The organism is Bradyrhizobium sp. BRP19, from assembly GCF_020194195.1.
GTDB classification, from domain to species: Bacteria; Pseudomonadota; Alphaproteobacteria; order Rhizobiales; family Xanthobacteraceae; genus Bradyrhizobium; species Bradyrhizobium yuanmingense.
In genome coordinates, this window is record NZ_JADYVZ010000003.1 from 450,358 (window position 1) to 476,847 (window position 26,490).

Genomic DNA, 26,490 nt, shown 5'->3' on the forward strand with positions numbered 1-26,490 from the left:
ACCATACCCCCAATGTCAGATCACTGCCGAAAGAAATGCCTTGGTGCGCTCCTCGCGCGGCGCGCCCAACACGTCGGAGGCCCGGCCCTGCTCGACGATCGCGCCCTGGTCCATGTAGACGACGCGGTCGGCGACCTCGCGGGCGAAGCCGAGCTCGTGCGTCACCACCATCATGGTCATGCCGCTTCGCGCCAGCTCCTTCATGACCGCGAGCACCTCGCCGACCAGCTCGGGATCGAGTGCGCTGGTGGGCTCGTCGAACAACATCAGCATCGGCTTCATGGCGAGCGCCCGCGCGATCGCGACGCGCTGCTGCTGGCCGCCGGAGAGCTGCGCCGGATACCAGTCGGCCTTGGCCGACAATCCGACGCGCCGAAGCAGCTCGGTCGCCTCGGCGCGCACCTCATCCGGCTTCCGCCCCTGCACCTGGGTCGGGCCTTCCGTGATGTTCTCCAGCGCGGTCTTGTGCGGAAACAGGTTGAAGCGCTGGAACACCATGCCTGTCTTGAGCCGCTGCCGCCCGATCTCGCGCTCGCTGAGGCGATGGAGCTTCCCGCCTTGCTCGCGCACTCCGAGCAGTTCGCCGTCGAGCCAGATGCCGCCGGCATCGATCGTGGCGAGCTGATTGATGCAGCGGAGCAGCGTGGTCTTGCCGGAGCCGGAGGCGCCGATCAGGCACATCACCTCGCCGGGCCAGACGTCGAGCGAGACGTTCTTGAGAGCCTGAAACTCTCCAAAGTTCTTGGCTACGGAGCGGATCGCGACGAGCGGCTTTGTCATCGCGCCAGCCGCAATGTGCCGCGCGCAAAGCGGCGTTCGAGCAACATCTGGAGCGGTGTCAGGATCGAGACCGCGAGCAGGTACCAGAGCCCGGCGACGATCAGGAGCTCGATGACGCGGGAGTTGGCGTAGTAGATGTTCTCGGCATTGTGCAGCAGCTCCGGATACTGGATCACGCTGGCGAGCGAAGTCGCCTTCACCATGCCGATGAACTCGTTGCCGAGCGGCGGGATCACCACGCGCATCGCCTGCGGCAGCACGATCCGGCGCAGCGCGCGCAGCCGTCCCATGCCGATCGCCTGCGCCGCTTCATATTGCCCGATATCGACCGACAGCATGCCGGCGCGCATCACTTCGGAGGTGTAGGCGCCCTGGTTGATGCCGAGCCCGAGCAGCGCGGCAAGGAACGGCGTCATGACATCGACGGCGCGCGCGGACCACAGGCCGGGGATACCGATGGTCGGAAACACCAGCGCGAGGTTGAACCACAGCAGCAGCTGCAGGATCAGTGGCGTGCCGCGGAACAGCCAGGTGTAGCCGGCGGCGACCGACTTCAGCACCGGATTGGGCGACAGCCGCATGATCGCGACGACGATGCCAAGGAAGATGCCGAGCATCATCGCCAGCACCGCCATCACCATGGTGTTGACGATGCCTTCGAGGATGACCTTTGCGGTCAGGAAGCGGCTGACATAGGACCATTCGATCTGGCCGTTCGCAAAGGCGCGCGCGATCGCCGCCAGCACGAGGACGATCAGGGCCGCGCTGATCCAGCGAAACCAGTGCGGCTCGCGCGCGATCCGCATGCCCGACAGATCGGGAAATCCTTGCGCGAGTGCCGGCGCCTGCTTCATTGCGGCGCCGCGTTCAGCATGGGCTGGGCGACTGCATTTGTCCCTAGGCCCCATTTGTCGAGAATGGCCTTGTACGAGCCGTCAGCGATCATCGCCGCGAGTTTCTCGGTCACGACTTCGCGCAAGGCGGCATCGTCCTTGCGGAACATGATGCCCTGATAGCCCCTGGCAAAGGGCTCGCCGACGATGCGATACTTGCCGGGCTCCTGTTGCTGCGCATAAGGCAACGTCTCGCTACCCTGCACGGCGGCGTCGATGCGGCCCTGCTTGAGCTGGTTGCGGACGTCGATGGAATTCTCGCCCGGAACGTACTGGATCGCGAGCTTGCCGGCCGGCTCGCAATTCTGCTTGCTCCACTTCTCGATCTCGACCGGGAAGCTGGTGCTGCGGGTCGTGCCGACCTTCTTGCCGCAGAGATCGGTGGCGTCCTTGGCCGCGCTCTCCGCCATCACGAAGAACTGCGGCCCGGTTGCGAGGTAATCGACGAAATCCGCCGTCTCGCGCCGCGAGGCACGATCGGAGATGCCGGAAATGATGAAGTCGGCCCGCTTGGTCGTGAGCGAAGGGATCAGCTCGGCGAACGGCGTCTCGCTCCAGACGATCTTCAGCCCGCCGAGCCGCTTGGCGAGCTCCTTCGCCAGATCGATGTCGAGCCCGACCAGCTCGTTGGTTGCGGGGTCGCGATATTCCATCGGCGCGTAGGTGGAGTTGACCGTGAGCTTGAGCGTGCCGGCCTGCTTGATCTCCGCCGGCAGCTCGGCGGCTCGCGCCGACGTCACCGCAGCCAGCGCTGCGCAGGCAAGCAAATACGAGAGGCGTGTCATGTCAGCTCCTTTTGCCAATGCCGCGACCGGCCGTTATTCAATCCGCGTCGAGAACGGCCGGCTCGATGATGCCGGCACGCTCGGTGATCACCCTGTATTGGTCGGGCCGCCGGTGGGCGGCGAAGTTGAACATCTTGTCCTTGCCCTGGCGGCAGAGGTCGAGATCGATGTCGGCGACGATCAACTCGTCGGCCAGCGTCTGCGCTTGCGCGACGATGCGGCCATTGGGATCGACGATGCAGGAGCCGCCGATCAGGCCGGACCCGTCCTCCTCGCCCGCCTTCGCCACCGAAATCGCCCAGGTCGCGTTCATGTAGGCGTTGGCCTGCGTCACCAGCGTCGAGTGGAAGGTGCGCAAGGCTCCGTCTTCGGTCGTGCCGCCGTTGGGATCGTAGGCCGCCGAATTGTAGCCTATGCAGACGAGCTCGACGCCTTGCAGACCGAGCACGCGCCAGGATTCCGGCCAGCGACGATCGTTGCAGATCATCATGCCCATGATGGCATGGGCCCAGGACGAGCCGGCGCGAAAGGCGGGAAAGCCGAGGTCGCCATATTCGAAGTAGCGCTTCTCGAGTTGCTGGTAGCGCGCGCCCGGACGCGGCTCGACCGAGCCCGGCAGATGCACCTTGCGATAGCGGCCGAGAACCTCGCCGTCGCGATCGACCAGGATGGAGCAATTGTAGCGCCGCCCCTCCGGCGTCAGCTCGGCATAGCCGACATAGAAGCCGACGCGCAGCGCACGTGCGCGATCGAATAGCTTTTCCACCGCGGGGTTCGGCATGCTGCGCTCGAAATACCGGTCGAGGGCCTCGCCTTCGAGCAGCCAGCGCGGGAAGAAGGTGGTGAAGGCGAGCTCCGGAAACACCACAAGGCTCGCACCCCGACCGGCCGCCTCCTCCAGCATGTCGAGCATCCGCGACAACGTGTGTTCGCGCGTATCGGCTTTTTGCGTCGGCCCCATCTGAGCGGCTGCGGCGCGAAGGACACGAACCAAGATTGCCTCCAATCTGTGCGCAGTGCTGCCTCAATGGGCGAACGAACCCTTTGATGCGACGTGCAAATCCGCTGCCATTACGGGCGAGCGGTGCTGCAAAATCAATTCGCGTTGCTATGATGTTTTGGCCCTGACTATAATCGGCAGTGATATGAACCTGCGTCAGCTCGAGATCCTTCGCGCCGTGGTCCGCCACCGCACCACGGTGGCGGCGGCGGACGAGCTGGCGCTGTCGCAGCCGGCGGTCAGCAACGCGCTGAAGACGATGGAGGCGCAGGCGGGCTTTGCGCTGTTCGAGCGCGTCAACAACCGGCTGTTTCCAACCGCCGAAGCGATGGCGCTCTACAAGGAGAGCGAGGCGATCTTCGCGCTGCACGCCAAGCTCGAGAACCGCGTGCGCGATTTGCGCGAGAACCGGTCCGGGCATCTCGCCATCGTGGCGACGCCGCCGCTCGCGTACAGCATCATTCCGTCCGCGCTGTCGGGCTTCCTGCGCCGTCGCCCGGAGACGCGGGTGTTCTTCGACGTACGGCGCTATGAGGGCATCATCGAGGGTGTGCTGAGCCGCGTCGCCGAGCTCGGCTTCGCGCTCGGCCTCACGCATCATCCAGGGATCGCGCACGAGGTGGTGCACACCGGCGAGATGGTCTGCGTGCTGCCGCCACAGCATCCACTCGCCGACCGGCCGATGATCTCCGCTTCCGATCTCTCCGGCCTGCCCTTCATTGGGCTCGAACGCGGCACGCGGCTCGGCGAAGCCGTGCGCGACAGCTTTGCCCGCGCCGGCGCGCCGTTCCGGCCGACGGTCGAGGTGCGCTACTGCAACACGGCCTGCGTGCTGGCCGCCGCCGGCGTCGGCGCGGCGGTGGTCGATCCTTTCTCGCCGCGGCAGAACGGCGGCAGCGGCCTCGTCGTCCGTCCGTTCACGCCGACGACGCAGGCGGTCGCCTATATGCTATGGTCTGAAGCCGAGCCGCTGTCGCGTCTGGCCAAGGCCTTTCTCAACGAGATCCGCAAGGAGAGCGCTCTGCTCGAGCGCACAGCGCCGCACCAGCAACATGGGGCAGAAAGCGGCTGAGCTTCGCAACCTTTTGACCGGGAGGCCCATGGCACGCATCACCATCATCGAGACCGGAGAGGTGCCGCAAAAATACCGCGAGCGCCACGGTTCATTTCCGGACATGTTCGCGCGCATGATCCGCGCCGAGGAGCCGGCCGCGACGATCGAGGTCGTCAGCATCCCCAGCGGCGATGCGCTGCCCGATCCGAGCAAGCTCGAGGCCATCCTCATTACCGGCGCGGCGGCCGGGGTCTATGACGGGCTCGACTGGATCGCGCCGCTGGAAGATTTCGTGCGAACGGCTTACGCCAACAAGACACCGATGGTCGGTGTCTGCTTTGGCCACCAGCTGATCGCGCAGGCGCTCGGCGGCACCGTGCGCAAATCGGAGCATGGCTGGGGCATCGGCCGGCATGTCTATCAGGTGCTGCCGGAGAACGGCGTCATCGACGGTGAAGCGGTTGCGATCGCCGCCTCGCATCAGGACCAGGTGATCGAGCCGCCAAGCGATGCGCTGACGATCCTCTCCTCCGAATTCACCCCGCATGCCGGCCTGCTCTATGCCAATGGCGCGACGCTGACAGTGCAGCCGCATCCGGAATTCGATGTCGGGTTCGCGCAAGTGTGCTGCGATCTGCGTGACGGGAAAGCGCCGGAGGATGTCGTTGCCACAGCAAGGGCGTCGCTGGCGGAGCCGATGGATAATGCGAAGCTCGGCGGGGCGATTACGCGGTTTTTGGCTAAGCGCACCTGACTACGAAGCTCGAGACGCACTCGTCTTCCCTTCTCCCCTTGCGGGAGAAGGTGGCGCGAAGCGCCGGATGAGGGGTTCTATCCATTCGCCGGACTGCTCGTGAGGAGAGAGACCCCTCACCCGTCTCGCCGCTATGCGGCGAGCCACCCTCTCCCGCAAGGGGAGAGGGTGAAGCAGCGGTCGCTTTGTTAATTTCAGAACGGCTCGCTTCCCAGCCCCGGCACATCGGCCGGCCGCGGGCCCGGCGCCGCCCAGTGAAACCGGCGATCCTTCTCCGCAATGGCGATGTCGTTGATCGAGGCCTCGCGCCGCTTCATCAGGCCGTGCTCGTCGAACTCCCATTGCTCGTTGCCGTAGGAGCGGTACCACTGGCCGCTTGCATCGTGCCATTCGTACTGGAAGCGCACCGCGATGCGGCTGCCGTCGAAGGCCCAGAGGTCCTTGATCAGGCGGTAATCCTGCTCCTTCTCCCATTTGCGGGTGAGGAAGGCGACGATGGCCTCGCGGCCCTGAAACACTTCCGAACGGTTGCGCCAGCGGCTGTCCTCGGTATAGGCGAGCGAGACCCGCACCGGATCGCGTGAATTCCAGGCGTCCTCGGCCATCCGGGCCTTTTGCGCGGCGGTCTCGCGGGTGAAGGGTGGAAGCGGCGGGCGCGACATGGTGGCCTCATCGGTGATCGGGACCGCGAATGTATCGTCGCAATTGGCGGAGTCGATAGGCTATCCGCTATCGAGCGATCACGAAACCAGATCGGCCTTCATCAGTTGGCGGATCGATCTCGGGATCGGCTGGGCGCGGCCGCCGCTGATGAAGGCAACGCGGACCTCGGCTTTCACCAGCACGTCATCACCGCGCCGCACCTCCTGCGCCAGCATGATGGATGCCCCCTTCACCGCGACCGGCCAGGTCACGACGTCGAGCACGTCGTCCATTCGCGCGGGCTTCAGGAAGTCCAGATGCATCGAGCGCACCACGAAGGCGAAGCCGGCGCCGTCCGTCTCGGCCTGCTCGAACAGCACCTGCTGCTCGGCGCCCATCAGCCTGAGATGATTGGTGCGTCCGCGCTCCATGTAGCGCAGGTAATTGGCATGATAGACGATGCCGGAAAAATCCGTGTCCTCGTAATAGACCCGGACCTGCATGTGGTGGCGGCCGTCGCGGATCTCGCCGTCGAGATGAGCTGTCACGTCCGGAGCCTCTTCGCTGGTCGGTAACCGGCACGTTTTGCGCAAAAACAGCCGGACGCGCAAGCGTGTTAGGACACGACCGGTCCTGACCTTCCCAGCGTCACCTCGACGATCTCAGGCGGCACACCGAAGCGGAGCGGCATGATGCTGCAACCGAGGCCGCCGGAGACTATGAGATCGCATTTCAGGCGAAAATGGCCATAGGCGAGCCGCAGGCCGTTCCTGGGCGCGACGGCCGGCGACCAGCCGAGCAGGCGGACCTGGCCGCCATGGGTATGGCCGGACAATTGCAGCGCGACGCGCGCGGGCACGAGCGGCGCGATATTGGGCTCGTGCGCGAGCAGGATGACCGGCGCATCGTCGGTGATCTTGGCCAGCGTGGCGTTGAGATCGTCGGCACCGAAGTGCGCCATGCTCCGGAAGCGCCGCGCCGGCAGGAAGGCCAGTTGATCGCCGAGGCCGGCAAGCCAGAACGGACGGCCGTCCTTGGTAAGACGCACAGCATCGTTCTCGTAGACGGGGATGCCGGCCGTCTCCAGCGCCCGATGTGCGATGGTCGTCCCGTGCCCGGCCCGCTGCACGGTTCTGTCATCCCAATAGTCGTGGTTGCCCATAACGGCATGAACGCCGAGGGGCGCCTTCAGGCGCGCCAGCACCCTTGCCCATTCGCTCGACGGAATGAAGCGCGTGACATGGTGAAGGCCGGCGACATAGTCGCCGAGCAGCACGATGAGATCGGCGTTGAGCGCGTTGGTCCGGTCGACGATGCCCTCGATGCGCTCCAGCGACATCCAGGGATCGCAGGCATGGATGTCAGCGATGGCGGCAATCTTCAGCGGAAAATCCGCCGGCCACTGCCGCGGCATCGGATGATAGCGCGTGACGCGAAGGCGCAGCACCGGCTCGACACCGACGCCGTAGGCTGCGGTCGAGACGCCGAGGGCGGACAGACCGCCGATGGAACGGATGAGATGACGGCGCGTGATCATGGAAGCCCGATGATGATGCGGCGCCTTGATGATATCCGATTGGAGCGGAATTGGGGTGCGTTCGTGCAGATCGTCTGCACGAGGTTAACGGAAATTCATCAAGCCGGAACAGCGCGAGGTTCGGCAGATCACTCGTCGCTGTCATCAGTGCCGAACAGGCCGAACTGCGCCGCCGCATCGCGCGAGGGCTCGGCGAGACCGAGATGGCGGAAGGCGTGCGAGGTCAGCAGGCGGCCGCGCGGCGTGCGCTGCAGATAGCCGCACTGGATCAGATAGGGCTCGATGATGTCCTCGATGGCATCGCGCGGCTCCGACAAGGCCGCAGCCATGGTCTCGACGCCGACCGGTCCGCCGCCATAGTTGAGCGCGATGGTCGAGAGATAGCGTCGATCCATGGCGTCCAGCCCCGCGGCGTCGACCTCGAGTGCGCTCAGCGCATGGTCGGCAATCTTGCGGTCAATCTTGTCGGCATCGGCCGCCGAGGCGAAATCGCGCACGCGGCGGAGCAGGCGGCCGGCGATGCGCGGGGTGCCGCGGGCGCGGCGCGCGATCTCGTTGGCGCCGTCCGCGCTCATGCCGACGTTGAGCACGCGCGCGCCGCGGCTGACGATGCTCTCCAACTCCTCGATCGTGTAGAAGTTGAGCCGCACCGGAATGCCGAAGCGATCGCGCAAGGGATTGGTGAGAAGGCCGGCGCGCGTGGTGGCGCCGACCAGCGTGAATTTCGACAGCTCGATCTTCACCGAGCGCGCCGCCGGGCCCTCGCCGATGATGAGGTCGAGCTGAAAGTCCTCCATCGCGGGATAGAGCACCTCCTCCACCGCGGGGCTGAGGCGATGGATCTCGTCGATGAAGAGCACGTCGCGTTCTTCGAGGTTGGTCAAGAGGGCGGCAAGATCGCCGGCCTTGGCGATCACGGGCCCCGAGGTGGCGCGGAAACCGACGCCGAGCTCCTTCGCCACGATCTGCGCCAGCGTGGTCTTGCCGAGCCCCGGGGGACCTACGAACAGCACGTGGTCCAGCGCCTCGCCGCGCTTGCGCGCCGCTTCGATGAAGATCGAGAGATTCTTGCGCGCCTGCGCCTGGCCGACGAAGTCGGACAGCGATTGCGGCCGCAGCGCGGTGTCGCCGACATCATCGCTGCGGCGCTCGGGCGAGACCATGCGGCTGGCCTTGGGATCGCTCACTCAGCGAACTCCATCGGATCGTAGGGTGGGCAAAGGCGCACTTCGCGCCGTGCCCACCATGTCGATGCTCGCTTTGTAGATGGTGGGCACGCTTCGCTTTGCCCACCCTACGAGACTGACCATTGAGGCACTCACTTTGCCAATTCCTTCAGCCCGAGCCGGATCAGCTGCGCCGTCTCGGCGCCCTCACCCGCGCTGCGCGAGGCCGACGCGATCGCCGCGGCGGCCTGCGGCTGGCCATAGCCGAGATTGACCAGGGCGGAGATCGCATCAGCGACGGGGCGCGGCGCGCGCTGGTCGTCGACGGCGCCGGCAAGATGCACGACGGCGGGATCGACGTTGGCGAAGGCCGGCGCCTTGTCCTTCAATTCGGTGACGATGCGCTCGGCGACCTTGGGGCCGACACCGGGCGTTCGCGCCACCGCGGCCTTGTCGCGCAGCGCGATGGCATTGGCGAGATCGGCCGGCGACAGCGTGCCGAGCACGGCCAGCGCGACCTTGGCGCCGACGCCCTGCACGGTCTGGAGCAGGCGAAACCATTCGCGCTCCTGATCGGTGCGGAAGCCGAACAGCTTGATCTGGTCCTCGCGGACATAGGTCTCGATCGACAGCACGGCCGCCTCACCGGGCGAAGGCAAATGCTGCAAGGTGCGCGAGGAGCAGTGCACCTGATAGCCGACGCCGCCGACGTCGAGGATGACGAAATCCTCGCCGTAGGAATCGATCAAGCCCTTGAGCTTGCCGATCATATCCCCACCACCTTCAGCCGGAGCGCCGTGCTCTGGCGGTGATGGGCGTGGGTGATGGCGATGGCGAGCGCGTCGGCGGCGTCCGCGGACGGCGGCTCGGCCTTCGGCAGCAGGATCTTCAGCATCATCGCGATCTGTTGCTTGTCGGCGTGGCCGGCGCCGACCACGGTCTTCTTGACCTGGTTCGGCGCGTATTCGGCGACAGAGATGCCGAACATTGCCGGCGCCAGCATGGCGACGCCGCGGGCCTGGCCGAGCTTCAGCGTCGCAACGCCGTCCTTGTTGACGAAGGTCTGCTCCACCGCCGCTTCCACCGGCCGGTGATTGGACAAGACGGAAGCGAGCCCTTCATGGATCGCGAGCAGCCGGCTCGCCAGCGGTAGATCGTCCGGCGGTTCCACCGAGCCGCAGGCCACATAGATCAGGCGGTTGCCCTCGGCCTCGATCACGCCCCAGCCGGTGCGGCGCAGGCCGGGGTCGATGCCGATGATGCGAACGGGGCCACGAATCGGGAGCGCGGTCATGCGCCAGTGATAGCGGCTGGCTGCCCTGGAGGAAACAGAAACAGAACGGAAGTAACAAGGGAAGTAGGGCCGTCGAGCCCTAGCCGCCCATCTTCGCAACAAGCGCGTCCGACACCTCGAAATTGGCGTAGACGTTCTGCACGTCGTCATGCTCGTTGAGCAGGTCCATCAGTTTCAAGAGCTTCTCGCCGGTCTCGTCGTCGACCGCAACCGTGTTCTGCGGCTTCCAGATCAGTGCGGCCTTGCGCGGCTCGCCGAACTTGGCTTCCAGCGCCTTGGCGACATCGCGATAGCTTTCCGTCGAAGCGTAGATCTCGTGACCGTTCTCGCCCGAGACGACGTCGTCGGCGCCGGCCTCGATCGCGGCATCCAGCACCGCATCGTCGGAGGCGACGCTGCGGTCGTATTCGATGATGCCGGTGCGGTCGAACATGAAGGAGACCGAGCCGGTTTCGCCGAGATTGCCGCCGGACTTGGTGAAGAAGGAGCGGATGTCGGAGGCGGCGCGGTTGCGATTGTCGGTCAGTGCCTCGACGATGACGGCGACGCCGCCGGGGCCGTAGCCCTCGTAGCGGATCTCGTCATAGTTCTCACCGTCGCTGCCGAGCGCCTTCTTGATGGCGCGCTCGATATTGTCCTTCGGCATGTTCTCCTGGCGCGCAGCGATCACGGCGGCGCGCAGGCGCGGGTTCATGGCGGGGTCGGGGGTGCCCAGCTTGGCAGCGACGGTGATTTCCCGCGCCAGCTTGCCGAACAGTTTCGACTTCTGGGCATCCTGCCGCCCCTTGCGGTGCATGATGTTCTTGAATTGGGAATGTCCGGCCATGCGTGGTCTCTTGAGAAATCGTCAGCCAAAGTGAGCGTGGGAAGCGCGGCCTTATAGGCCGCCAACCCACCGGAATCAAAGGGCTCGGCTGCGCCTGAGGTAGCACTGTAAAGGTAGCCGCCGTAACGGCGCCTGCCTAGATGGGCACCGTTAACCCTGATTTCATTCCGGACTGCGAAAATAGCGCCCGACCGTCCCCCGACAAGAGAGACCCGATGGCGTTCGGATTATTTCGGAAGCGTCTGCCGGACACGGCCGCGCCCGCGGCAGCCCCGGAGGCTGCGCAGCCGGCGGCCCCTGCCGCACCCGCCCCGACCGCCGAAAGTGATTCGGCCCGGGAAATCCTGGAATTGCTGGAACTCGAGCTCGGCGCCATGATCCGCCAGCTTGAGCGCGCCGCCAATTCGGTGGCTGGCGGCGCCGAGGCGACCGCGGCGACCCTCGCTGCCATTCGCGACCGCACCGACGCCCTGACCGGCCGGACCAACGCGGCGCAATCCACCGCCTCCACCTTCGCCCATGCCGCCGACAAGTTCACCCAGTCCGCGCAAGGCATCGGCGCACAGGTTCGCGCGGCCGGCAAGCTCGCCGACGAGGCCAGCGCCGCCGCGCAGGAAGCCCGCGCCAATGTCGACCGCCTGCGCGAATCCTCCGCCGCCATCGGCAACGTCGTCAATTTGATCGCGCAGATCGCGCGGCAGACCACGCTGCTCGCGCTCAACTCGACGATCGAGGCCGCGCGCGCGGGCGCAGCCGGAAAAGGCTTTGCCGTCGTTGCCACCGAGGTCAAGGCGCTCGCGGTGCAGACCCAGAGTGCGACCGAGGAGATCACGAAGAAGATCGACGCATTGCAGCGCGACGCCGCCGGTTCGGCGGACGCCGTGCACCGCATCTCGCAGGCGATCGAGGCGATCCGTCCGGTGTTCGACACCGTCAACGGCGCGGTCGCCGAGCAGAATGCCACGACCAGCGAAGTCTCCGGCAATGCCGCCAGCGCCTCGGAGTTCATCATCTCGGTCGGCGAGAGCGCGGCCGAGATCGACGCGGCGACCAAGGCGGCCGAGACCCATGGCGAGAGCGTCGCCAGCGCCGGCAAGGCCGTCACCACCTTCGCCCAGAAGCTGAAATCGCGCTGCGCGGTGCTGCTGCGCCAGAGCGAGCACGACGACCGCCGCAAGACCGAGCGGCTGCCCTGCCACCTCAAATTCGAAACCGCGCGCGCCGTGATGCCCGTCTATGAAATCGCGATGGAAGGCGTGCTGATCGGCGGCGCGGACGCAAGCCGGCTGGCAACGCAAGCGACGATCGAAGGCAGCTTAGAGGACATCGGCGCCTGCCGCCTGCGCGTGATCGAGCAATCCAAGGCCGGCGCCCGCGCGCAATTCGTCGGCGCCACCGCCGCTCTCAACGAGAAGATCGAGGACAAGCTCTGGTCGATCCATGAGGAGAACACCGAGTTCGTCACCCGTGCCATGGAAGCCGGCAATGCGCTGACGCAGATATTCGAGAAGGCGGTTGCGCGCGGCGAGGTCAAGCTCGACGACCTCTTCGACACGGACTACGTCGAAATCGCCGGCACCAATCCGCAGCAATACCGCACCAAATATCTCGACTGGGCCGACCGCGCCCTGCCGCCGTTCCAGGAAGCCTTTCTGGCGCGGGAGTCGCGGATGGCGTTCTGCGCCATGGTCGATCGCAACGGCTTTTTGCCGGTGCACAATAAGATCTATTCGCATCCGCAGCGGCCGGGCGATGTCGCCTGGAACACGGCCAACTGCCGCAACCGGCGCATCTTCAACGATCCGGCGGGGCTGGCCGCCGCGCGCAACCTGCGATCGTACCTGGTCCAGAGCTATGCGCGCGACATGGGCAACGGGAACACGGTGATGATGCGGGAGATCGACGTCCCGATCCGCGTGCAGGGCCGGCACTGGGGCGGCTTCCGCACGGCCTACAAGCTGTAGCGCTCCCGCGCGTGCACGCACCTGCACGCACCTGCACTCCTGGGCAAGACGCCGGGCGCGAATCATCCTCTAAGGTCGGATCTGGAATCGGAATGCCGCCAAGGAGCCGATCAACGGCTCCGACTGGAGAGAGCCCGTACATGTCCTCTGCACAACTTGCCGTATTGGACACTGCCTCCAACCGGACGCTGGCCGAACGCCTGATCGACCAGCTCGCCGACCGCATCGGCGGTCTCGGCGTCGAGCTCGCCGACATCGCCGGCAACGTCCAGGGCGTCGCCAACCGCGTCGCGAGCCAGTCGGAACGGTTTCACCATCTGCAGAAGACGGCCGAGAGGATGGTCTCTGCCAACCACGACATCGCCAACGCCTCGCAGGCGGTGCAAACCACGACGTCGGCCGCGGTCGGCGAGATCGCGCAGTCTCGCGGCGCGGTCGACACCGCGGTCAGCCACATCTCCGAGCTCGTCGCCGCGGTGGAGCGGATCGAGGCGCGCCTGTCCGCGGTCGGCGCGGCTTTGGCGCAGGTGGCGAAGGTCTCCGGCTCGATCGAGGCGATCGCCAAGCAGACCAATCTGCTCGCGCTGAACGCCACCATCGAGGCGGCGCGCGCCGGCACTGCCGGCCGCGGCTTCGCGGTAGTCGCGAGCGAGGTCAAGAGCCTCGCGGAGGCCACGCGCCAGGCCACGCATGAGATCTCCGACACGGTGCGCGATCTCGACGGCCAGATCGAAGGCCTGATCGGCGAGAGCAGCGACGCCTCGCAGCGCGCCAAGACCGCCGGCGAAGGCGCGCAAGCGATCTCCGGCATCATCTCGCGGGTCCAGCAGGGCTTCGCCTCGGTCGAAGCCGAGATCGACGGCGTCGCGCGCGCGGCGACCTCCAATCTCGGCCACTGCGACACCGTGATCAGCGAGCTCAACGAGCTCGCCAAGGGCGTCGACCTCTCCTCGCGCGACCTCCGAAGCGCCGACGAGCGGGTGGCAAAGCTGCTCGACGCCTCCGAAGGCCTGATCGCGCTGATCGCCGACAGCGGCGTGGAGACGTCGGACGCGCCGCTGATCCGCATCGTCGTCGACACCGCGAAGCGGATCTCGGCCGAGTTCGAAGCTGCGATCGACCGCGGCGAGATCACGCTCGACCAACTCATGGACGAGACCTACCGCGAGATATCAGGCACCGATCCGAAGCAGTACCTCACCAATTACGTCGAGTTCACCGACCGCGTGCTGCCCGCGATCCAGGACCCGATCCAGAAGACCGATCCGCGCATCGTGTTCTGCGTCGCCTGGGCGCGGGGCGGCTACCTTCCGACCCACAATCCGAACTACCGCCTGCCGCAGGGCAAGGACCCGGTCTGGAACAACGCCAATTGCCGCAACCGCCGCCTGTTCACCGACCGCGCGGTGAAGAAGGTCGCGGCCAACACAAAACCCTTCCTGCTGCAAACCTATCGCCGCGACATGGGCGGCGGGCAGTTCGTGCTGATGAAGGACCTGTCCTCGCCGATCATGATCCGCGGCAAGCACTGGGGCGCCTTCCGGATGGGATTCCGGCAGGGCTGACGGGCGGCGCTAAGGCCTTTGACTCAAAACCTAAAAACAACCCCATGCACAGTAGCCGGGGTGTGCGGAATCAATGGCTTACGCCGGCGGGCCCCGGCGCAACGTTGACTCGTCGGGCAAAACAGGGGCAAAATGCTATTATTCCGAAATTGTGAGAGGCGTGCGGTTCTCCCCGCCGTCCGCCGAGCACAAAAGCCGACTGCACTGGTGCGGCGGCCGACGTTGCCGTAGAAATGCCGCCGCGCATCCGCGCGAACCCGAACACAGCAAGCGGGCTTTTCGATGTCCTGTCCACCCGCCCAAATCGGCGCGTCGTTTTCCGAGATCGATACACCGGCGCTGATCATCGACCTCGACGCCTTCGAGCGCAATCTCGACACGATGGCGGCGGCGGTGAGCAAGCTCGGCGTTCGCTTGCGTCCGCATGCGAAGACCCACAAATCACCGATCATTGCGGCCAAGCAGATAGCGCGCGGCGCAATCGGCATCTGCTGCCAGAAGGTCGCCGAGGCCGAGATCCTGGTTGCGGGCGGGGTGAGTGACGTGCTCGTCAGCAATGAGGTGGTGGGCCTGCGGAAGCTGGAACGGCTCGCAGGCCTCGCGCGCCACGCACGCATCAGCGTTTGCGTGGACGATGCGATCATGGTCGAGCAACTGTCGCACGCCGCGGAGCGGGCAGGATCGCAAATCGAAGTCCTGGTCGAAATCGACGTCGGCGCCGGTCGCTGCGGCGTCAGGCCGGGGCCGGCGGCGGCCACCCTGGCGCGGCAGGTGGCGGCTTCACGCTTCCTATCGTTCGGCGGCTTGCAGGCCTATCACGGCTCTGCCCAGCATTTGCGCACGCCGGAGGAGCGGCGCGCTGCCATCGCCGGTGCCGCGAACGCGACCGCGGAGACACTGCGCGTCCTCAAGGACGCGGGCTTTCAGTGCCGGACGATTGGAGGTGCGGGAACCGGCACATTCGAGCTCGAAGGCGCGAGCGGCATCTGGAACGAATTGCAGGCGGGCTCCTATATCTTCATGGACGCCGACTACGCCAAGAACCTCGCCGACGGGGCGCGCAACGCCAATCCGTTCGAGCATGCGCTGTTCGTGATCGCGACGGTGATGAGCACAGGCGCCGGCGAACACGCGGTCATCGATGCCGGCCACAAGGCTCTGTCGAACGACAGCGGATTTCCGGTCGTGCTCGGCCGGCCCGATCTGCGCTATCATCGGCCCTCTGACGAGCATGGCTTGCTCAATTTCGACAGCGCTTCGTCGCGACTGGCGATCGGCGACAAGGTGACGCTGATCCCCGGCCATTGCGACCCGACCGTCAATCTCTACGACTGGTATGTCGGCGTGCGCGGCTTCAACACGCCGGATGCCCGCGTGGAGGCACTTTGGCCAGTCGCGGCGCGGGGCGCGGTCACCTGAGATTGACGCGTGATTGCGCGCGACGCCGTAGCGCCCGGCCACTATCCTGTGCTGCATCTTAGAATGAATGTGGCCGACGCCATCGACGACTTGGAGACGATATCATGAGCGCAGACTCGGAAATCAAATCTGCGGGCGCCAACATTCAGGCAAGCACTATCAGCACCATTGTACTTGGCTTTGCAGCCGATCCGATGGCGCGCTGGGTTTGGCCCGATTCATCCGAATATCTCAGGATTATGCCTCAATTCGTCAAGGCATTTGGCGGACGGGCATTCGAGCATGGCACAGCTTACATCACAGAAGGGGCTCGCGCGGCCGCCCTGTGGCTGCCGCCCGGCGTCGAGCCCGATGAAACGGCCATGGACGCACTCATGGCGCAATCCCTGCGTCCGGAGATCGCCGATGATATTGGACACATGCTCCAGGGAATGGCCGAACATCATCCCCACGAACCCCATTGGTATCTGCCTCTCATTGCCTCCGATCCGAACTGGATCGGCCAAGGTCTCGGCACATTGTTGATGAAGCACGCTCTTCGACGATGCGACGAGGAGGGCATCGCCGCCTACCTCGAAAGTTCGAATCCGCGAAACATCTCCCTTTATGAACGCCACGGCTTCAAGATCATCGGCGAGATACAACATGGTTCTTCGCCGACGATGACACCAATGTTGCGGACAGCTTCTTGAACGGAATCCAATCTGTCGAAGAGAAGGGCTCGCAGCCGCCAATGACTGTTGACTTCCGCTTGTAGCCCAAAGCGGAGTTCCCTTGTTGCGCGTCGATGTCCGCTGCTGAGGGCAAAGTTGATATAATCGTCCGGGGACGACACCGGGTGATTTCGCTCGCGCTTCAGCTCAACCAGAATTTCGGCGTCGTCGGCTCCAGCCTTCCACCCACGCGCACCGGCGCGATCTTGAGCGCGAGCCCTGTCGCATCGTCCGTTTCCACGGCGACGCCGCTGAGCGTCGCGGCGCCTGCGGCCGGCTCGAAGCGGCCGGACGGAATTCCTGATGTGAACCTCCGCAGCGGCTCTTCCTTCTGCATGCCGATGATGGAATCGTAATCGCCGGTCATGCCGGCGTCGGTCATGTAGGCGGTGCCGCCTGACAGGATCTGGTGGTCGGCGGTCGGCACATGCGTGTGCGTGCCGACGACGAGGCTGGCGCGGCCGTCGCAGAAGAAGCCGATGCCCTGCTTCTCGCTTGAGGCCTCGCAATGGAAGTCGACGACGATGGCGTCGGCGGCGACACCGAGCGGACAGGCGCCTAGCTCGCGCTCGAGCGCGGCGAAGGGATCATCGAACGGGGTCATGAAGACGCGGCCGAGCGCGTTGACGACGAGGGCGTGCTTGCCGTTCTTGGCTTCCACCAAGGCGGCGCCGCGGCCGGGCGTGCCGCGCGGATAGTTGGCGGGACGCACCAGGCGGTCGGCGCGCTCGATGAAGACGAGGGCCTCGCGCTGGTCCCAGGAATGATTGCCGAGCGTCACCGCATCGGCGCCGGCCTCGAGAAACTCCTGGTAGATCGCTTCCGTGATGCCGAAGCCGCCGGCCGAATTCTCGCCGTTGACGACGACGAGATCGAGCGACCAATCCTTGACCATGCCGGGGAGATATTCTGAGACGGCCTCGCGCCCGCTACGGCCGACGACGTCACCCACGAAGAGAATGCGCAACTTCAGAACTCCGGAAATCGAACACGTCCGATTCCGTTAGCACATAATCCAGCGCCACGTCGTGGGATAGTGCCGGAACCGCCTCGATCTCCTGCACTGCAAACGCAAGGCCGATGCCGACGATGTGCTTGGCTTTGCGCAAATGCGCAAAGGTGAAATCGTAATGCCCGGCGCCATAGCCGATGCGATGGCCGAGGCGGTCGAAGGCGGCGAGCGGCGTCAGCATGATGTCGGGAATGACTTCGGCCGCAGCAGGTGAAGGTTCGGGAATGCCGAGCGGGCCGAGCATCAGGCGGTCGTTCGGATGGAAGATGCGGAAGATCAGCGACTGGCCGCGCGCGGTAACGCAAGGCAGCGCCAGCCTGGCGCCCTCTTCCGCGAGCTTTGCGAGCAGCGGCATCGGATCGATTTCGCTGCGGATCGGCGAATAGCCGGAGACGATGCTGCCGGGCAGCAGCTTGAACGGTAGCCCGCGCTTGGCGAGCTTTGCGGCGGCCGCGATGCGTTTCTTCTCGCTCAGCGCATCGCGCTTGGCGAGGGCTTTGGCACGGAGCTCGGCTTTGGAGTTGGACATGTGCTTTGGTCCCCACGTCATCACCCGCGAATGCGGGTGATCCAGTATTCCAGAGGCGGTGGTGATTCACACAAGGGCCGCGGCGTACTGGATTCCCCGCCTTCGCGGGGAATGACACCTGTTGAATTGGCCGCAGTCGTTTCAACAAGCACAAACGAAGCAAACGAAAGTGCGAAGCCGCGAACGCCGTTGAAGCACTCGATCCCGGAGTTCCCTACGAAAGTAGGTGGGCACCATATGTCCGAGCCCACGGGCCCGGCCAGGGACAGTTCCCTAAAGGATCGATAAGGCCCCGGGGATATATGGCTCCTGACGCACGTCGCAGCCTCGCGCATGCAATGTAACAACTGTACTGACGAATCGCCAGTGCGACGAGAGTGCGGCTTCCGCTGCGCGCTTTCTTACCCTCCCCTGGAGGGGTCCGGGACGAGCGAAGCTCGCCCGTGGGTCGGCTCACATGGAGCGCAGCGAAATGTGAGACGGGGTGGGGTGATCTCTCCCCACGGGCACTGTCCGTGTGGAGAGATCACCCCACCCCGCTCGCGCTACGCGCGATCGACCCTCCCCCTCCAAGGCCCTCCAGGGGAGGGTAAGGGCACGGCTCCTATCGAGCTTCAGCCGATCGCGATGCCGTTCCCCACCGTCCGGTTCAGGACCTGGGTCGATTTCTCGATGCGCTCGGCGGCGGCGTTCAGCGCGTTGACCACCGCGGTCTGCGTCATCCTGGCGCGCTCGACGGCGGCATTGCGGAAATCCCTGAGCTCGGTCAATTCCTGCTCAAGGGTGCGGACGCGGTTGGTGGTGTCGATCAGCTCATCGCACACGGTGAGCGCAGCCATGACGGTGAGGCGCGCATCGCCGATCTCGCCGAATTTTCCGCGCAGCGACTGGATGCGCGTCTCCAGCGTCTCGGCGAGCTTGAGCAGCCGCACCTCCTGGCCCTCCTCGCAGGCCATGCGATATTGCCGGCCGTTGATGGTGACGTTGATGTGGCTCATCCGTCCTCTCCGGTATCGAGCACCGAGCGTATCGTCACGATCGCGGAATCCAGCCGGTCAGAAATCTCGCGATTGGTGCGCTCGAGCTTGCGTGCCTTCACCAGCGCGCCGTCGAGCTCGTCGGCAAGACGCGAGCGATCCGCGCCGAGCGCCTGGATGCGCGCCGCAAGCTCGTTCTCGTCGCGATCGGCATCGCGACGCCGCTCCACCGCACTTTCGAGCGCATCGAGCGCCGCCATGAGTCTGCGGGTCGCAATCTCGATCTCGACGGCGGACGACTCCGTCATGGCGGAACTGTTGGATACGCGATCGTTCATGCAGTCAGCGGCGGAACCTGGCGGCCTTTGCCCAGTGGCCTTTCCCTGGAGCTTGCCGTCCGGCAAAAGACTCGGTTCGGCAAGCGGTTAGAAGCAGAAATTTACAAAGCAAGCTAGCCAAGCGCAACGCCGCCGCAAAACTATGCACTGTTCAATCGGGACGACGTGTCGCTGCGTCGCTTCCGCCCGGCGCGATCCCGGCGGAAAACCGATGTCCACACAGGCAACTTTTGCGGCCAAACCGGCGTTCGATTGCCTTGGACTCCCGGAACCGAGGTGCTATCCCAGCGCCAACCTTCAGTGGCCGCCAGGCTTCTCCCCGCGCGGGCAACCATCGCCAAGCGCTTCATTTCAGACGGATTTCAGACATGACGCAGGTCGATCACACCCGTATGGCCAACGCGATCCGCGGCCTTTCGATGGACGCTGTCGAGAAGGCGAAATCGGGCCATCCCGGCCTGCCGATGGGCGCCGCCGACATCGCCACCGTGCTGTTCACGCAGTTCCTGAAATTCGATGCCACTGCGCCCGCCTGGCCGGACCGCGACCGCTTCGTGCTCTCGGCCGGCCACGGCTCGATGCTGCTCTATTCGCTGCTGTATTTGACCGGCAATGCCGAGATGACGCTGGACCAGATCAAGCAGTTCCGCCAGGTCGACTCGCTGACCCCCGGCCACCCCGAGAACTTCCGCACCAAGGGCATCGAGACCACCACCGGCCCGCTCGGCCAGGGCATCTCGACTGCGGTCGGCATGGCGCTGGCCGAAAAGATGCTCGCCGCCGAATTCGGCAAGAAGATCGTCGACCACCACACCTATGTGCTCGCCTCCGACGGCGACCTGATGGAAGGCGTGTCGCAGGAAGCGATCGCGATGGCCGGCCACTGGAAGCTCAACAAGCTGATCGTGCTCTACGACGACAACGGCATCTCGATCGACGGCCCGACCTCGATCTCCGATTCCGTCGACCAGGTGAAGCGCTTCAAGTCGGCGGGCTGGGCCGCCGAGAAGATCGATGGCCACGACCAGGCCGCGATCGCCGATGCGATCACGCGCGCGAAGAAATCCAGCAAGCCGACGCTGATCGCCTGCCGCACCACGATCGGCTTCGGCGCGCCGCACAAGCAAGGCACCTCGAAGGTGCACGGCGAAGCACTCGGCGCCGACGAGCTCAAGGCTGCCAAGGAAAATCTCGGCATTTCGCTAGAGCCGTTCGCGGTCGCCGACGACGTGCTGAAGGCATGGCGCGCCGCCGGCAGCCGCGGCGCCGCGGCACGCCAGGAATGGGAAGCGCGGCTCGGTGAGCTCGGCAGCCGCAAGCGCGCCGAGTTCGAGCGCCGCCTGCGTCATGAGCGTCCGGCTTCGCTCGCCAAGGCCGTGCGCGCCTACAAGAAGGAGCTGCTGGAAAAGCCGATGACCGCGGCCACCCGCAAGTCGTCGGAAGCGGTGATCGAAGTGATCGCCGGCGCCATGCCGATGGAATTCCTGGCAGGCTCGGCCGACCTCACCGGCTCCAACAACAACAAGGCGAAGTCGGCGACCGCCTTCTCGGCCAAGACGCCGAAGGGCCGCTTCATACATTACGGCATCCGCGAGCACGGCATGGCGGCCGCGATGAACGGCATTTTCCTGCACGGCGGTTTCGCGCCGAACGGCGCGACCTTCCTCGTCTTCACCGATTATGCGCGTCCGGCGATGCGCCTTGCCGCGCTGATGGGCGCCGGCGTCGTCTACGTCATGACTCATGACTCGATTGGCCTCGGCGAAGACGGCCCGACCCATCAGCCGGTCGAGCATCTCGCAGCGCTCAGAGCCATTCCCAACATGCGCGTGTTCCGTCCCTGCGATGCCATCGAGGTCGCTGAGTGCTGGGAGCTCGCGCTCAACCGCGTCGATGGCCCGACCGTGCTGGCACTGACGCGGCAGAACCTGCCGCAGCTGCGGACCACCGCACCGAACGACAATCCCTGCGCGGCTGGTGCCTACGAGTTGGTCGCCGCCCAGGGCGAAGCCAAGGCGACGCTGTTCGCCTCGGGCTCGGAGGTCGAGATCGCGGTCGCGACCCAGAAACAATTGGCGGAACGCGGCGTCGCTTCGCGCGTTGTCTCCGTTCCCTCGCTGGAGCTGTTGTTAGCGCAACCAGAGGCCAAGCGCGCCGCCATCATCGGCAACGCGCCGGTGAAGATCGCGATCGAGGCCGCCGTGCGCTGGGGCTGGGACGCCGTGATTGGCCAGGATGGCGAATTCATCGGCATGCATTCGTTCGGCGAAAGCGGCCCTGCCAAGGAGCTTTACAAGCATTTCGGCATTACCGCCGAGGCCGCGGTTAACGCTGTGCTGAAGCGCGTTTCCTGAGAGTTGAGCTTGCCGCAAAAAAGGACTACCTAATCTCCCATATGATCAAGCACCGCCCGGCCGAACCGGGCGTCCGCCCCTAAAAAACCCTCGCAGGCGCGCTATCCGCGCGTTGTGCGGGATGACAACGGTCATTGAAGGAGACGAAACATGGCAGTCCGCGTCGGAATTAACGGTTTTGGCCGCATCGGCCGCAACATCCTGCGGGCTATCGCCGAGTCCGGCCGCAAGGACATCGAGGTCGTCGGCATCAACGACCTCGGCCCGGTCGAGACCAACGCTCATCTCCTCCGCTTCGACAGCGTCCATGGCCGCTTTCCCGGCACCGTCACCGTCGACGGCGACTCCATCAGCCTCGGCAACGGCAAGATCAAGGTGACCGCCGAGCGCGATCCCTCGAAGCTGCCCTGGAAGGATCTCGGCGTCGACATTGCGATGGAATGCACCGGCATCTTCACCTCGAAGGACAAGGCTAGCGCGCATCTGACCGCCGGCGCCAAGCGCGTGCTGGTCTCCGCGCCCGCCGACGGCGCCGACGCCACCATCGTCTACGGCGTCAACCACGACACGCTGACCAAGGATCACCTCGTCGTCTCCAACGGCAGCTGCACCACCAACTGCCTTGCGCCGGTTGCCAAGGTGCTGAACGATCTCGTCGGCATCGAGACCGGCTTCATGACCACGATCCACGCCTATACCGGCGACCAGCCGACGCTCGACACGATGCACAAGGATCTCTACCGCGGCCGCGCGGCGGCGATGTCGATGATCCCGACCTCGACGGGTGCTGCGAAGGCGATCGGCCTCGTGCTGCCCGAGCTGAAGGGCAAGCTCGACGGCGTCGCGATCCGCGTGCCGACCCCGAACGTCTCGGTCGTCGACCTCAAGATCGTCGCCAAGCGCGCCACCGACGCCAAGGAGATCAACGCGGCGATGAAGCGCGCCAGCGAGCAGCAGCTCAAGGGCATCCTCGGCTACACCAATGCGCCGAACGTCTCGATCGACTTCAACCACGACCCGCACTCCTCGACCTTCCACGAGGACCAGACCAAGGTGCAGAACGGCACGCTGGTGCGCGTGATGTCCTGGTACGACAACGAGTGGGGCTTTTCGAACCGCATGGCGGACACCGCCGCCGCGATGGCGAAGGTGATCTGAGGGAAGCCAAGGTGCTTCCTCACTGGATTGGCATCCCTGGCGTCATACTGTTGATCGCGTTGATCGCGTACGGATTTCGCCGGGGCCTCGCAGTGAAGTCTCCGAAAGACGGTGGAGGGAGCGGCGACCACGGCCATTCGCCTCCCCCCGATTCCGACACTCCGACGCACGGATGATGAACGATGCCCGCTAAATTCCGCACCCTCGACGACGTCGACGTGAAGGGCAAGCGCGTGCTGCTGCGCGTCGACCTCAACGTGCCCATGGAGAGCGGGCGCGTCACCGACGCCACCCGGCTCGAGCGCGTGGCGCCGACCATCACCGAGCTCGCCGACAAGGGCGGCAAGGTCATCCTGCTCGCGCATTTCGGCCGGCCGAAGGGACGCGACGCCAAGGACTCGCTCAAGCCCGTCGCGGAGGCGCTGGCGAAGGTGGTGAAGAAGCCCGTCGCGTTTGCCGAGGATTGCATCGGCGAGCCCGCGGCCAAGGCGGTCGCCGGCCTGAAGGATGGCGACATCCTGTGCCTGGAAAACACCCGCTTCCACAAAGAGGAAGAAAAGAACGATCCCGCCTTCGTCGCGGAACTCGCGAAGCTCGGCGACATCTGGGTCAATGACGCGTTCTCGGCCGCGCACCGCGCCCACGCCTCGACCGAAGGTCTCGGCCACAAGCTGCCGGCCTATGCCGGCCGCACCATGCAGGCCGAGCTGGACGCGCTGGAGAAGGCGCTGGGCTCGCCGAGCAAGCCCGTGATCGCCATCATCGGCGGCGCCAAGGTCTCGACCAAGATCGACCTGTTGGAAAACCTCGTCACCAAGGTCGACGCGCTCGTGATCGGCGGCGGCATGGCCAACACCTTCCTGCACGCGCAGGGCGTTGCGGTCGGCAAGTCGCTGGCCGAGAAGGATCTTAGCCCCACCGCGCTGCGCATCATGGAGAAGGCGGAAGCCGCCAATTGCGCCATCATCCTCCCGGTCGACGCCACCGTCGCCTATCACTTCGCCGCCAACGCGCCGTCGCATGCCTATGGACTCGATGCGATCCCGGCCGACGGCATGATCCTCGACGTCGGCCCGCAATCGATCGCGCGCGTCCATGCCGCGATCGACGATGCGGCGACGCTGGTCTGGAACGGCCCCCTGGGCGCATTCGAGATGCAGCCGTTCGACCGCGGCACGGTCGCGGCCGCCAAGCACGCCGCCGAGCGCACCAAGGCCAAGAAGCTGATCTCGATCGCGGGCGGCGGCGACACCGTCGCGGCGCTCAACCAGGCCCATGTGGCCGGAGACTTCACCTATGTGTCGACGGCCGGTGGCGCGTTCCTTGAATGGATGGAAGGCAAACCCCTGCCCGGCGTTGAAGTTCTGCGTAGCAAGTAATCAAGCGGCCTTTGAGGCCCCAACGGGAGACAAAGACAGATGGCTCGGATCACGTTACGTCAATTGCTCGACCACGCGGCGGAGAACGATTACGGCGTACCGGCCTTCAACATCAACAACATGGAGCAGGCGCTGGCCATCATGGACGCGGCCAACCAGGTCGACGCGCCCGTCATCATCCAGGCCTCGCGCGGCGCGCGCTCCTACGCCAACGACGTCATGCTCAAGCACATGATGGACGCGGTGACCGAGATCTATCCGCACATTCCGGTCTGCGTTCATCTCGACCACGGCAACGAGCCGGCGACCTGCATGACCGCGATCCAGGCCGGCTTCACCTCGGTGATGATGGACGGCTCGCTCAAGGCCGACGGCAAGACCCCCGGCGACTGGGGCTACAATGTCGGCGTCACCAAGACCGTCACCGACATGGCCCATCTCGGCGGCATCTCGGTCGAGGGCGAGCTCGGGGTGCTCGGCTCGCTCGAGACCGGCATGGGCGACAAGGAAGACGGCCACGGCGCCGAAGGCAAGCTTAGCCACGACCAGCTCCTGACCAATCCGGACGAGGCCGTGAAGTTCGTCCAGGAAACCAAGGTCGACGCGCTCGCGATCGCGATGGGCACCTCGCACGGCGCTTACAAATTCACCCGCAAGCCCGACGGCGACATCCTCGCCATGAACGTGATCGAGGAGATCCACCGCAAGCTGCCGAACACGCATCTCGTCATGCACGGCTCCTCCTCGGTGCCGCAGGACCTGCAGGACATCATCAACGCCTATGGCGGCAAGATGAAGCCGACCTGGGGCGTGCCGGTGGCCGAGATCCAGCGCGGCATCAAGAACGGCGTGCGCAAGATCAACATCGACACCGACAACCGCATGGCGATGACCGGCCAGATCCGGAAAGTTCTCAAGGACAACCCGGAAGAGTTCGATCCGCGCAAGTACCTGAAGCCGGCGATGGAGGCGATGACCAAGCTGTGCAAGCAGCGCCTGCAGGAGTTCAACACCGCAGGCCAGGCCTCCAAGATCAAGAAGGTGCTGACCACCGCCGAGATGGCCAAGCGCTACGCCAAGGGCGAGCTCGATCCCCGGGTCGCCTAAGGCCTCCGTCACATCCTCCCGTCATTCCGGGACACGCGAAGCGTGGGCCCGGAATCCATAACCACAGCCTGGGGTTATGGATTCCGGGCCTGCGCCTTTCGGCGCATCCCGGAATGACAGAAAGACCCTTTACCCTGCGACGAACGATAACTCGGCAATTGCCCGAGAACGGTCTATTTTCCCGGGCAAGGGCAGAATCGTTTTGGGAGGACCTCTCGATGAATCTGACTGAGCTCAACAAGATCGCGACCGCCATGGTCGCGTCCGGCAAGGGCATCCTTGCTGCCGACGAATCCTCCGGCACCATCAAGAAGCGCTTCGACGCCATCGGCGTGGAATCGAGCGAAGAGAACCGCCGTGACTATCGCGAAATGCTGTTTCGCGCCAAGGACGCCATGAGCCAGTACATCTCCGGCGTGATCCTCTATGACGAGACGATCTGGCAGAATGCCAAGGACGGCACGCCGCTGGTCAAGCTGATCGAGCAGGCTGGCGCCATTCCAGGCATCAAGGTCGACGAAGGCACGCAGGCCTTGCCGATGTGCCCGGGTGAAACAGTCACGGTCGGGCTCGACAAGCTCGCCGAGCGCCTAAAGAAATATTACGAGCGCGGCGCGCGCTTTGCCAAATGGCGCGCGGTGATCGACATCGGCAGCGGCATTCCCTCCATGACCGCGATCAGCGTCAACGCCCACGCGCTGGCGCGCTATGCTGCGCTGTGCCAGGCCGCGCAGATCGTGCCGATCGTCGAGCCGGAGGTGCTGATGGACGGCGACCACGACATCGAGCGCTGCTACGAGGTGACGAGCCGCGTGCTCAACAAGACCTTCCAGGAATTGCGCGTGCAGCGCGTGGCGCTGGAAGGCATGGTGCTGAAGCCGAACATGGCGATATCAGGCAAGAAATGTCCGAAGCAGGCCTCGGTCGAGGAGGTCGCGGAGAAGACGATACGGCTGCTGAAGGCCTGCGTGCCGGCGGCGGTGCCCGGCATCGCCTTTCTGTCCGGCGGCCAGACGGACGAGGAGGCGACCGCGCATCTCAACGCCATGCACAAGCTCGGTCCGCTGCCCTGGGGCCTGACCTTCTCCTACGGCCGCGCGCTGCAGGCCGCGCCGCAGAAGGCCTGGTCGGGCAAGCCTGAGAATGTCGCGGCCGGCCAGCGCGCCTTCAGCCATCGCGCCCGCATGAACGGCCTCGCCTCCAAGGGCGAATGGCAAAGCAGCCTGGAACAGAAGGCAGCCTAG

General features: G+C 65.3%; 26 protein-coding genes and 1 other RNA gene. 11 read left to right on the forward strand and 16 right to left on the reverse strand.

The window, feature by feature from the left end; translation table 11 throughout:
* Window positions 1-15: 15 nt before the first annotated feature.
* Genes I6F36_RS12410 through I6F36_RS12425 form a run of 4 tightly spaced genes read right to left on the reverse strand, consistent with a single transcriptional unit; the run spans window position 16 to window position 3,452 of the window.
* The gene (locus I6F36_RS12410) at window positions 16-780 is read right to left on the reverse strand and encodes an amino acid ABC transporter ATP-binding protein (protein ID WP_057028105.1); all 765 of its coding nucleotides are present in this window, start codon (window positions 778-780) and stop codon (window positions 16-18) included.
* The gene (locus I6F36_RS12415) at window positions 777-1,634 is read right to left on the reverse strand and encodes an amino acid ABC transporter permease (RefSeq protein WP_036021759.1); all 858 of its coding nucleotides are present in this window, start codon (window positions 1,632-1,634) and stop codon (window positions 777-779) included. The genes I6F36_RS12410 and I6F36_RS12415 overlap by 4 nt, the downstream gene beginning before the upstream one ends.
* Window positions 1,631-2,458, reverse strand: a complete 828-nt coding sequence (locus I6F36_RS12420; protein ID WP_225136341.1) for an ABC transporter substrate-binding protein — start codon at window positions 2,456-2,458, stop codon at window positions 1,631-1,633. Before I6F36_RS12420 ends, I6F36_RS12415 begins: the two co-directional genes overlap by 4 nt.
* A 37-nt stretch (window positions 2,459-2,495) precedes the next feature.
* Window positions 2,496-3,452 carry an N-carbamoyl-D-amino-acid hydrolase gene (locus I6F36_RS12425; RefSeq protein WP_225171507.1) on the reverse strand — a complete coding sequence of 319 codons (957 nt, stop codon included), beginning with the start codon at window positions 3,450-3,452 and terminating at the stop codon, window positions 2,496-2,498.
* Between the two features lie 151 nt (window positions 3,453-3,603).
* On the opposite strand from I6F36_RS12425, the gene I6F36_RS12430 reads away from it, so the two are divergent.
* Window positions 3,604-4,530 carry a LysR family transcriptional regulator gene (locus I6F36_RS12430; RefSeq protein ID WP_225171508.1) on the forward strand — a complete coding sequence of 309 codons (927 nt, stop codon included), beginning with the start codon at window positions 3,604-3,606 and terminating at the stop codon, window positions 4,528-4,530.
* Window positions 4,531-4,558: 28 nt separating this feature from the next.
* Window positions 4,559-5,266 carry a type 1 glutamine amidotransferase gene (locus I6F36_RS12435; RefSeq protein ID WP_225151187.1) on the forward strand — a complete coding sequence of 236 codons (708 nt, stop codon included), beginning with the start codon at window positions 4,559-4,561 and terminating at the stop codon, window positions 5,264-5,266.
* 194 nt (window positions 5,267-5,460) lie between these two features.
* Here the strand turns inward: I6F36_RS12435 and I6F36_RS12440 are convergent, their stop codons facing one another.
* From I6F36_RS12440 to I6F36_RS12470, 7 genes are all read right to left on the reverse strand, one after another.
* Window positions 5,461-5,928: a nuclear transport factor 2 family protein gene (locus I6F36_RS12440; protein WP_036021747.1), complete on the reverse strand. Its 468-nt coding sequence runs from the start codon at window positions 5,926-5,928 to the stop codon at window positions 5,461-5,463.
* A gap of 78 nt (window positions 5,929-6,006) precedes the next feature.
* Entirely contained in the window at window positions 6,007-6,456 is a 450-nt protein-coding gene (gene ybgC / locus I6F36_RS12445; RefSeq protein ID WP_225171509.1) for a tol-pal system-associated acyl-CoA thioesterase, read from the reverse strand.
* Window positions 6,457-6,524: 68 nt separating this feature from the next.
* Window positions 6,525-7,445, reverse strand: coding sequence for a metallophosphoesterase (locus I6F36_RS12450; RefSeq protein ID WP_225171510.1), 921 nt, complete (start codon window positions 7,443-7,445; stop codon window positions 6,525-6,527).
* Window positions 7,446-7,573: 128 nt separating this feature from the next.
* A complete protein-coding gene (gene ruvB, locus I6F36_RS12455; RefSeq protein WP_157283837.1) occupies window positions 7,574-8,608 on the reverse strand; it encodes a Holliday junction branch migration DNA helicase RuvB in 1,035 nt (344 codons plus the stop codon).
* Window positions 8,609-8,763: 155 nt separating this feature from the next.
* Window positions 8,764-9,381: a Holliday junction branch migration protein RuvA gene (ruvA, locus tag I6F36_RS12460; protein WP_035998377.1), complete on the reverse strand. Its 618-nt coding sequence runs from the start codon at window positions 9,379-9,381 to the stop codon at window positions 8,764-8,766.
* On the reverse strand, window positions 9,378-9,905 hold the full coding sequence (ruvC, locus tag I6F36_RS12465; RefSeq protein WP_225112981.1) for a crossover junction endodeoxyribonuclease RuvC: 528 nt from the start codon (window positions 9,903-9,905) through the stop codon (window positions 9,378-9,380). Before ruvC ends, ruvA begins: the two co-directional genes overlap by 4 nt.
* Window positions 9,906-9,984: 79 nt before the next feature.
* Entirely contained in the window at window positions 9,985-10,731 is a 747-nt protein-coding gene (locus tag I6F36_RS12470; RefSeq protein ID WP_035998371.1) for a YebC/PmpR family DNA-binding transcriptional regulator, read from the reverse strand.
* Between the two features lie 215 nt (window positions 10,732-10,946).
* Here I6F36_RS12470 and I6F36_RS12475 point away from each other — a divergent pair, with 215 nt between their 5' ends.
* The 4 genes from I6F36_RS12475 (at window position 10,947) to I6F36_RS12490 (ending at window position 16,371) form a co-directional block, all read left to right on the forward strand.
* Window positions 10,947-12,695, forward strand: a complete 1,749-nt coding sequence (locus I6F36_RS12475) for a methyl-accepting chemotaxis protein (RefSeq protein ID WP_225171511.1) — start codon at window positions 10,947-10,949, stop codon at window positions 12,693-12,695.
* Between the two features lie 140 nt (window positions 12,696-12,835).
* Window positions 12,836-14,260 (forward strand): methyl-accepting chemotaxis protein, encoded by a 1,425-nt coding sequence (locus I6F36_RS12480; RefSeq protein ID WP_225171512.1) that lies wholly within the window; start codon window positions 12,836-12,838, stop codon window positions 14,258-14,260.
* Between the two features lie 282 nt (window positions 14,261-14,542).
* Complete coding sequence (locus tag I6F36_RS12485) at window positions 14,543-15,679, forward strand: DSD1 family PLP-dependent enzyme (RefSeq protein WP_225171513.1); 1,137 nt, start codon at window positions 14,543-14,545, stop codon at window positions 15,677-15,679.
* A 104-nt stretch (window positions 15,680-15,783) separates the two neighbouring features.
* Window positions 15,784-16,371 carry an N-acetyltransferase gene (locus I6F36_RS12490; protein ID WP_085971997.1) on the forward strand — a complete coding sequence of 196 codons (588 nt, stop codon included), beginning with the start codon at window positions 15,784-15,786 and terminating at the stop codon, window positions 16,369-16,371.
* A 163-nt stretch (window positions 16,372-16,534) separates the two neighbouring features.
* Here I6F36_RS12490 and I6F36_RS12495 read toward each other — a convergent pair whose 3' ends face one another.
* The 5 genes from I6F36_RS12495 to I6F36_RS12515 form a co-directional block, all read right to left on the reverse strand.
* Window positions 16,535-17,359 (reverse strand): TIGR00282 family metallophosphoesterase, encoded by an 825-nt coding sequence (locus tag I6F36_RS12495; RefSeq protein ID WP_225171514.1) that lies wholly within the window; start codon window positions 17,357-17,359, stop codon window positions 16,535-16,537.
* On the reverse strand, window positions 17,337-17,933 hold the full coding sequence (locus I6F36_RS12500; RefSeq protein WP_225171515.1) for a 5-formyltetrahydrofolate cyclo-ligase: 597 nt from the start codon (window positions 17,931-17,933) through the stop codon (window positions 17,337-17,339). Before I6F36_RS12500 ends, I6F36_RS12495 begins: the two co-directional genes overlap by 23 nt.
* Before the next feature lie 170 nt (window positions 17,934-18,103).
* Window positions 18,104-18,264: non-coding RNA, 6S RNA (gene ssrS / locus I6F36_RS12505), on the reverse strand.
* 283 nt (window positions 18,265-18,547) lie between these two features.
* Window positions 18,548-18,931, reverse strand: a complete 384-nt coding sequence (locus tag I6F36_RS12510) for a cell division protein ZapA (protein ID WP_035998340.1) — start codon at window positions 18,929-18,931, stop codon at window positions 18,548-18,550.
* Complete coding sequence (locus tag I6F36_RS12515) at window positions 18,928-19,218, reverse strand: DUF4164 domain-containing protein (RefSeq protein WP_011084341.1); 291 nt, start codon at window positions 19,216-19,218, stop codon at window positions 18,928-18,930. Before I6F36_RS12515 ends, I6F36_RS12510 begins: the two co-directional genes overlap by 4 nt.
* Before the next feature lie 398 nt (window positions 19,219-19,616).
* Between I6F36_RS12515 and tkt the strand changes: the two genes are divergently transcribed.
* From tkt to I6F36_RS12540, 5 genes are all read left to right on the forward strand, one after another.
* The gene (tkt, locus tag I6F36_RS12520) at window positions 19,617-21,602 is read left to right on the forward strand and encodes a transketolase (RefSeq protein ID WP_225171516.1); all 1,986 of its coding nucleotides are present in this window, start codon (window positions 19,617-19,619) and stop codon (window positions 21,600-21,602) included.
* A gap of 150 nt (window positions 21,603-21,752) precedes the next feature.
* Complete coding sequence (gene gap, locus I6F36_RS12525) at window positions 21,753-22,760, forward strand: type I glyceraldehyde-3-phosphate dehydrogenase (protein WP_035998321.1); 1,008 nt, start codon at window positions 21,753-21,755, stop codon at window positions 22,758-22,760.
* 182 nt (window positions 22,761-22,942) lie between these two features.
* A complete protein-coding gene (gene pgk / locus I6F36_RS12530; RefSeq protein ID WP_109142460.1) occupies window positions 22,943-24,139 on the forward strand; it encodes a phosphoglycerate kinase in 1,197 nt (398 codons plus the stop codon).
* 39 nt (window positions 24,140-24,178) lie between these two features.
* Window positions 24,179-25,246, forward strand: a complete 1,068-nt coding sequence (gene fba / locus I6F36_RS12535; RefSeq protein WP_035998315.1) for a class II fructose-bisphosphate aldolase — start codon at window positions 24,179-24,181, stop codon at window positions 25,244-25,246.
* A 218-nt stretch (window positions 25,247-25,464) separates the two neighbouring features.
* A complete protein-coding gene (locus tag I6F36_RS12540; RefSeq protein ID WP_225171517.1) occupies window positions 25,465-26,490 on the forward strand; it encodes a class I fructose-bisphosphate aldolase in 1,026 nt (341 codons plus the stop codon).

Bases quoted from the DNA above. Each gene is read 5' to 3' on its own strand.
- I6F36_RS12410 (WP_057028105.1), bottom strand. From the start codon at position 780: ATGACAAAGCCGCTCGTCGCGATCCGCTCCGTAGCCAAGAACTTTGGA.
- I6F36_RS12415 (WP_036021759.1), bottom strand. From the start codon at position 1,634: ATGAAGCAGGCGCCGGCACTCGCGCAAGGATTTCCCGATCTGTCGGGC.
- I6F36_RS12420 (WP_225136341.1), bottom strand. From the start codon at position 2,458: ATGACACGCCTCTCGTATTTGCTTGCCTGCGCAGCGCTGGCTGCGGTG.
- I6F36_RS12430 (WP_225171508.1), top strand. From the start codon at position 3,604: ATGAACCTGCGTCAGCTCGAGATCCTTCGCGCCGTGGTCCGCCACCGC.
- I6F36_RS12435 (WP_225151187.1), top strand. From the start codon at position 4,559: ATGGCACGCATCACCATCATCGAGACCGGAGAGGTGCCGCAAAAATAC.
- I6F36_RS12440 (WP_036021747.1), bottom strand. From the start codon at position 5,928: ATGTCGCGCCCGCCGCTTCCACCCTTCACCCGCGAGACCGCCGCGCAA.
- I6F36_RS12450 (WP_225171510.1), bottom strand. From the start codon at position 7,445: ATGATCACGCGCCGTCATCTCATCCGTTCCATCGGCGGTCTGTCCGCC.
- ruvB (WP_157283837.1), bottom strand. From the start codon at position 8,608: ATGGTCTCGCCCGAGCGCCGCAGCGATGATGTCGGCGACACCGCGCTG.
- ruvA (WP_035998377.1), bottom strand. From the start codon at position 9,381: ATGATCGGCAAGCTCAAGGGCTTGATCGATTCCTACGGCGAGGATTTC.
- ruvC (WP_225112981.1), bottom strand. From the start codon at position 9,905: ATGACCGCGCTCCCGATTCGTGGCCCCGTTCGCATCATCGGCATCGAC.
- I6F36_RS12470 (WP_035998371.1), bottom strand. From the start codon at position 10,731: ATGGCCGGACATTCCCAATTCAAGAACATCATGCACCGCAAGGGGCGG.
- I6F36_RS12475 (WP_225171511.1), top strand. From the start codon at position 10,947: ATGGCGTTCGGATTATTTCGGAAGCGTCTGCCGGACACGGCCGCGCCC.
- I6F36_RS12480 (WP_225171512.1), top strand. From the start codon at position 12,836: ATGTCCTCTGCACAACTTGCCGTATTGGACACTGCCTCCAACCGGACG.
- I6F36_RS12485 (WP_225171513.1), top strand. From the start codon at position 14,543: ATGTCCTGTCCACCCGCCCAAATCGGCGCGTCGTTTTCCGAGATCGAT.
- I6F36_RS12490 (WP_085971997.1), top strand. From the start codon at position 15,784: ATGAGCGCAGACTCGGAAATCAAATCTGCGGGCGCCAACATTCAGGCA.
- I6F36_RS12500 (WP_225171515.1), bottom strand. From the start codon at position 17,933: ATGTCCAACTCCAAAGCCGAGCTCCGTGCCAAAGCCCTCGCCAAGCGC.
- I6F36_RS12510 (WP_035998340.1), bottom strand. From the start codon at position 18,931: ATGAGCCACATCAACGTCACCATCAACGGCCGGCAATATCGCATGGCC.
- I6F36_RS12515 (WP_011084341.1), bottom strand. From the start codon at position 19,218: ATGACGGAGTCGTCCGCCGTCGAGATCGAGATTGCGACCCGCAGACTC.
- tkt (WP_225171516.1), top strand. From the start codon at position 19,617: ATGACGCAGGTCGATCACACCCGTATGGCCAACGCGATCCGCGGCCTT.
- gap (WP_035998321.1), top strand. From the start codon at position 21,753: ATGGCAGTCCGCGTCGGAATTAACGGTTTTGGCCGCATCGGCCGCAAC.
- pgk (WP_109142460.1), top strand. From the start codon at position 22,943: ATGCCCGCTAAATTCCGCACCCTCGACGACGTCGACGTGAAGGGCAAG.
- fba (WP_035998315.1), top strand. From the start codon at position 24,179: ATGGCTCGGATCACGTTACGTCAATTGCTCGACCACGCGGCGGAGAAC.
- I6F36_RS12540 (WP_225171517.1), top strand. From the start codon at position 25,465: ATGAATCTGACTGAGCTCAACAAGATCGCGACCGCCATGGTCGCGTCC.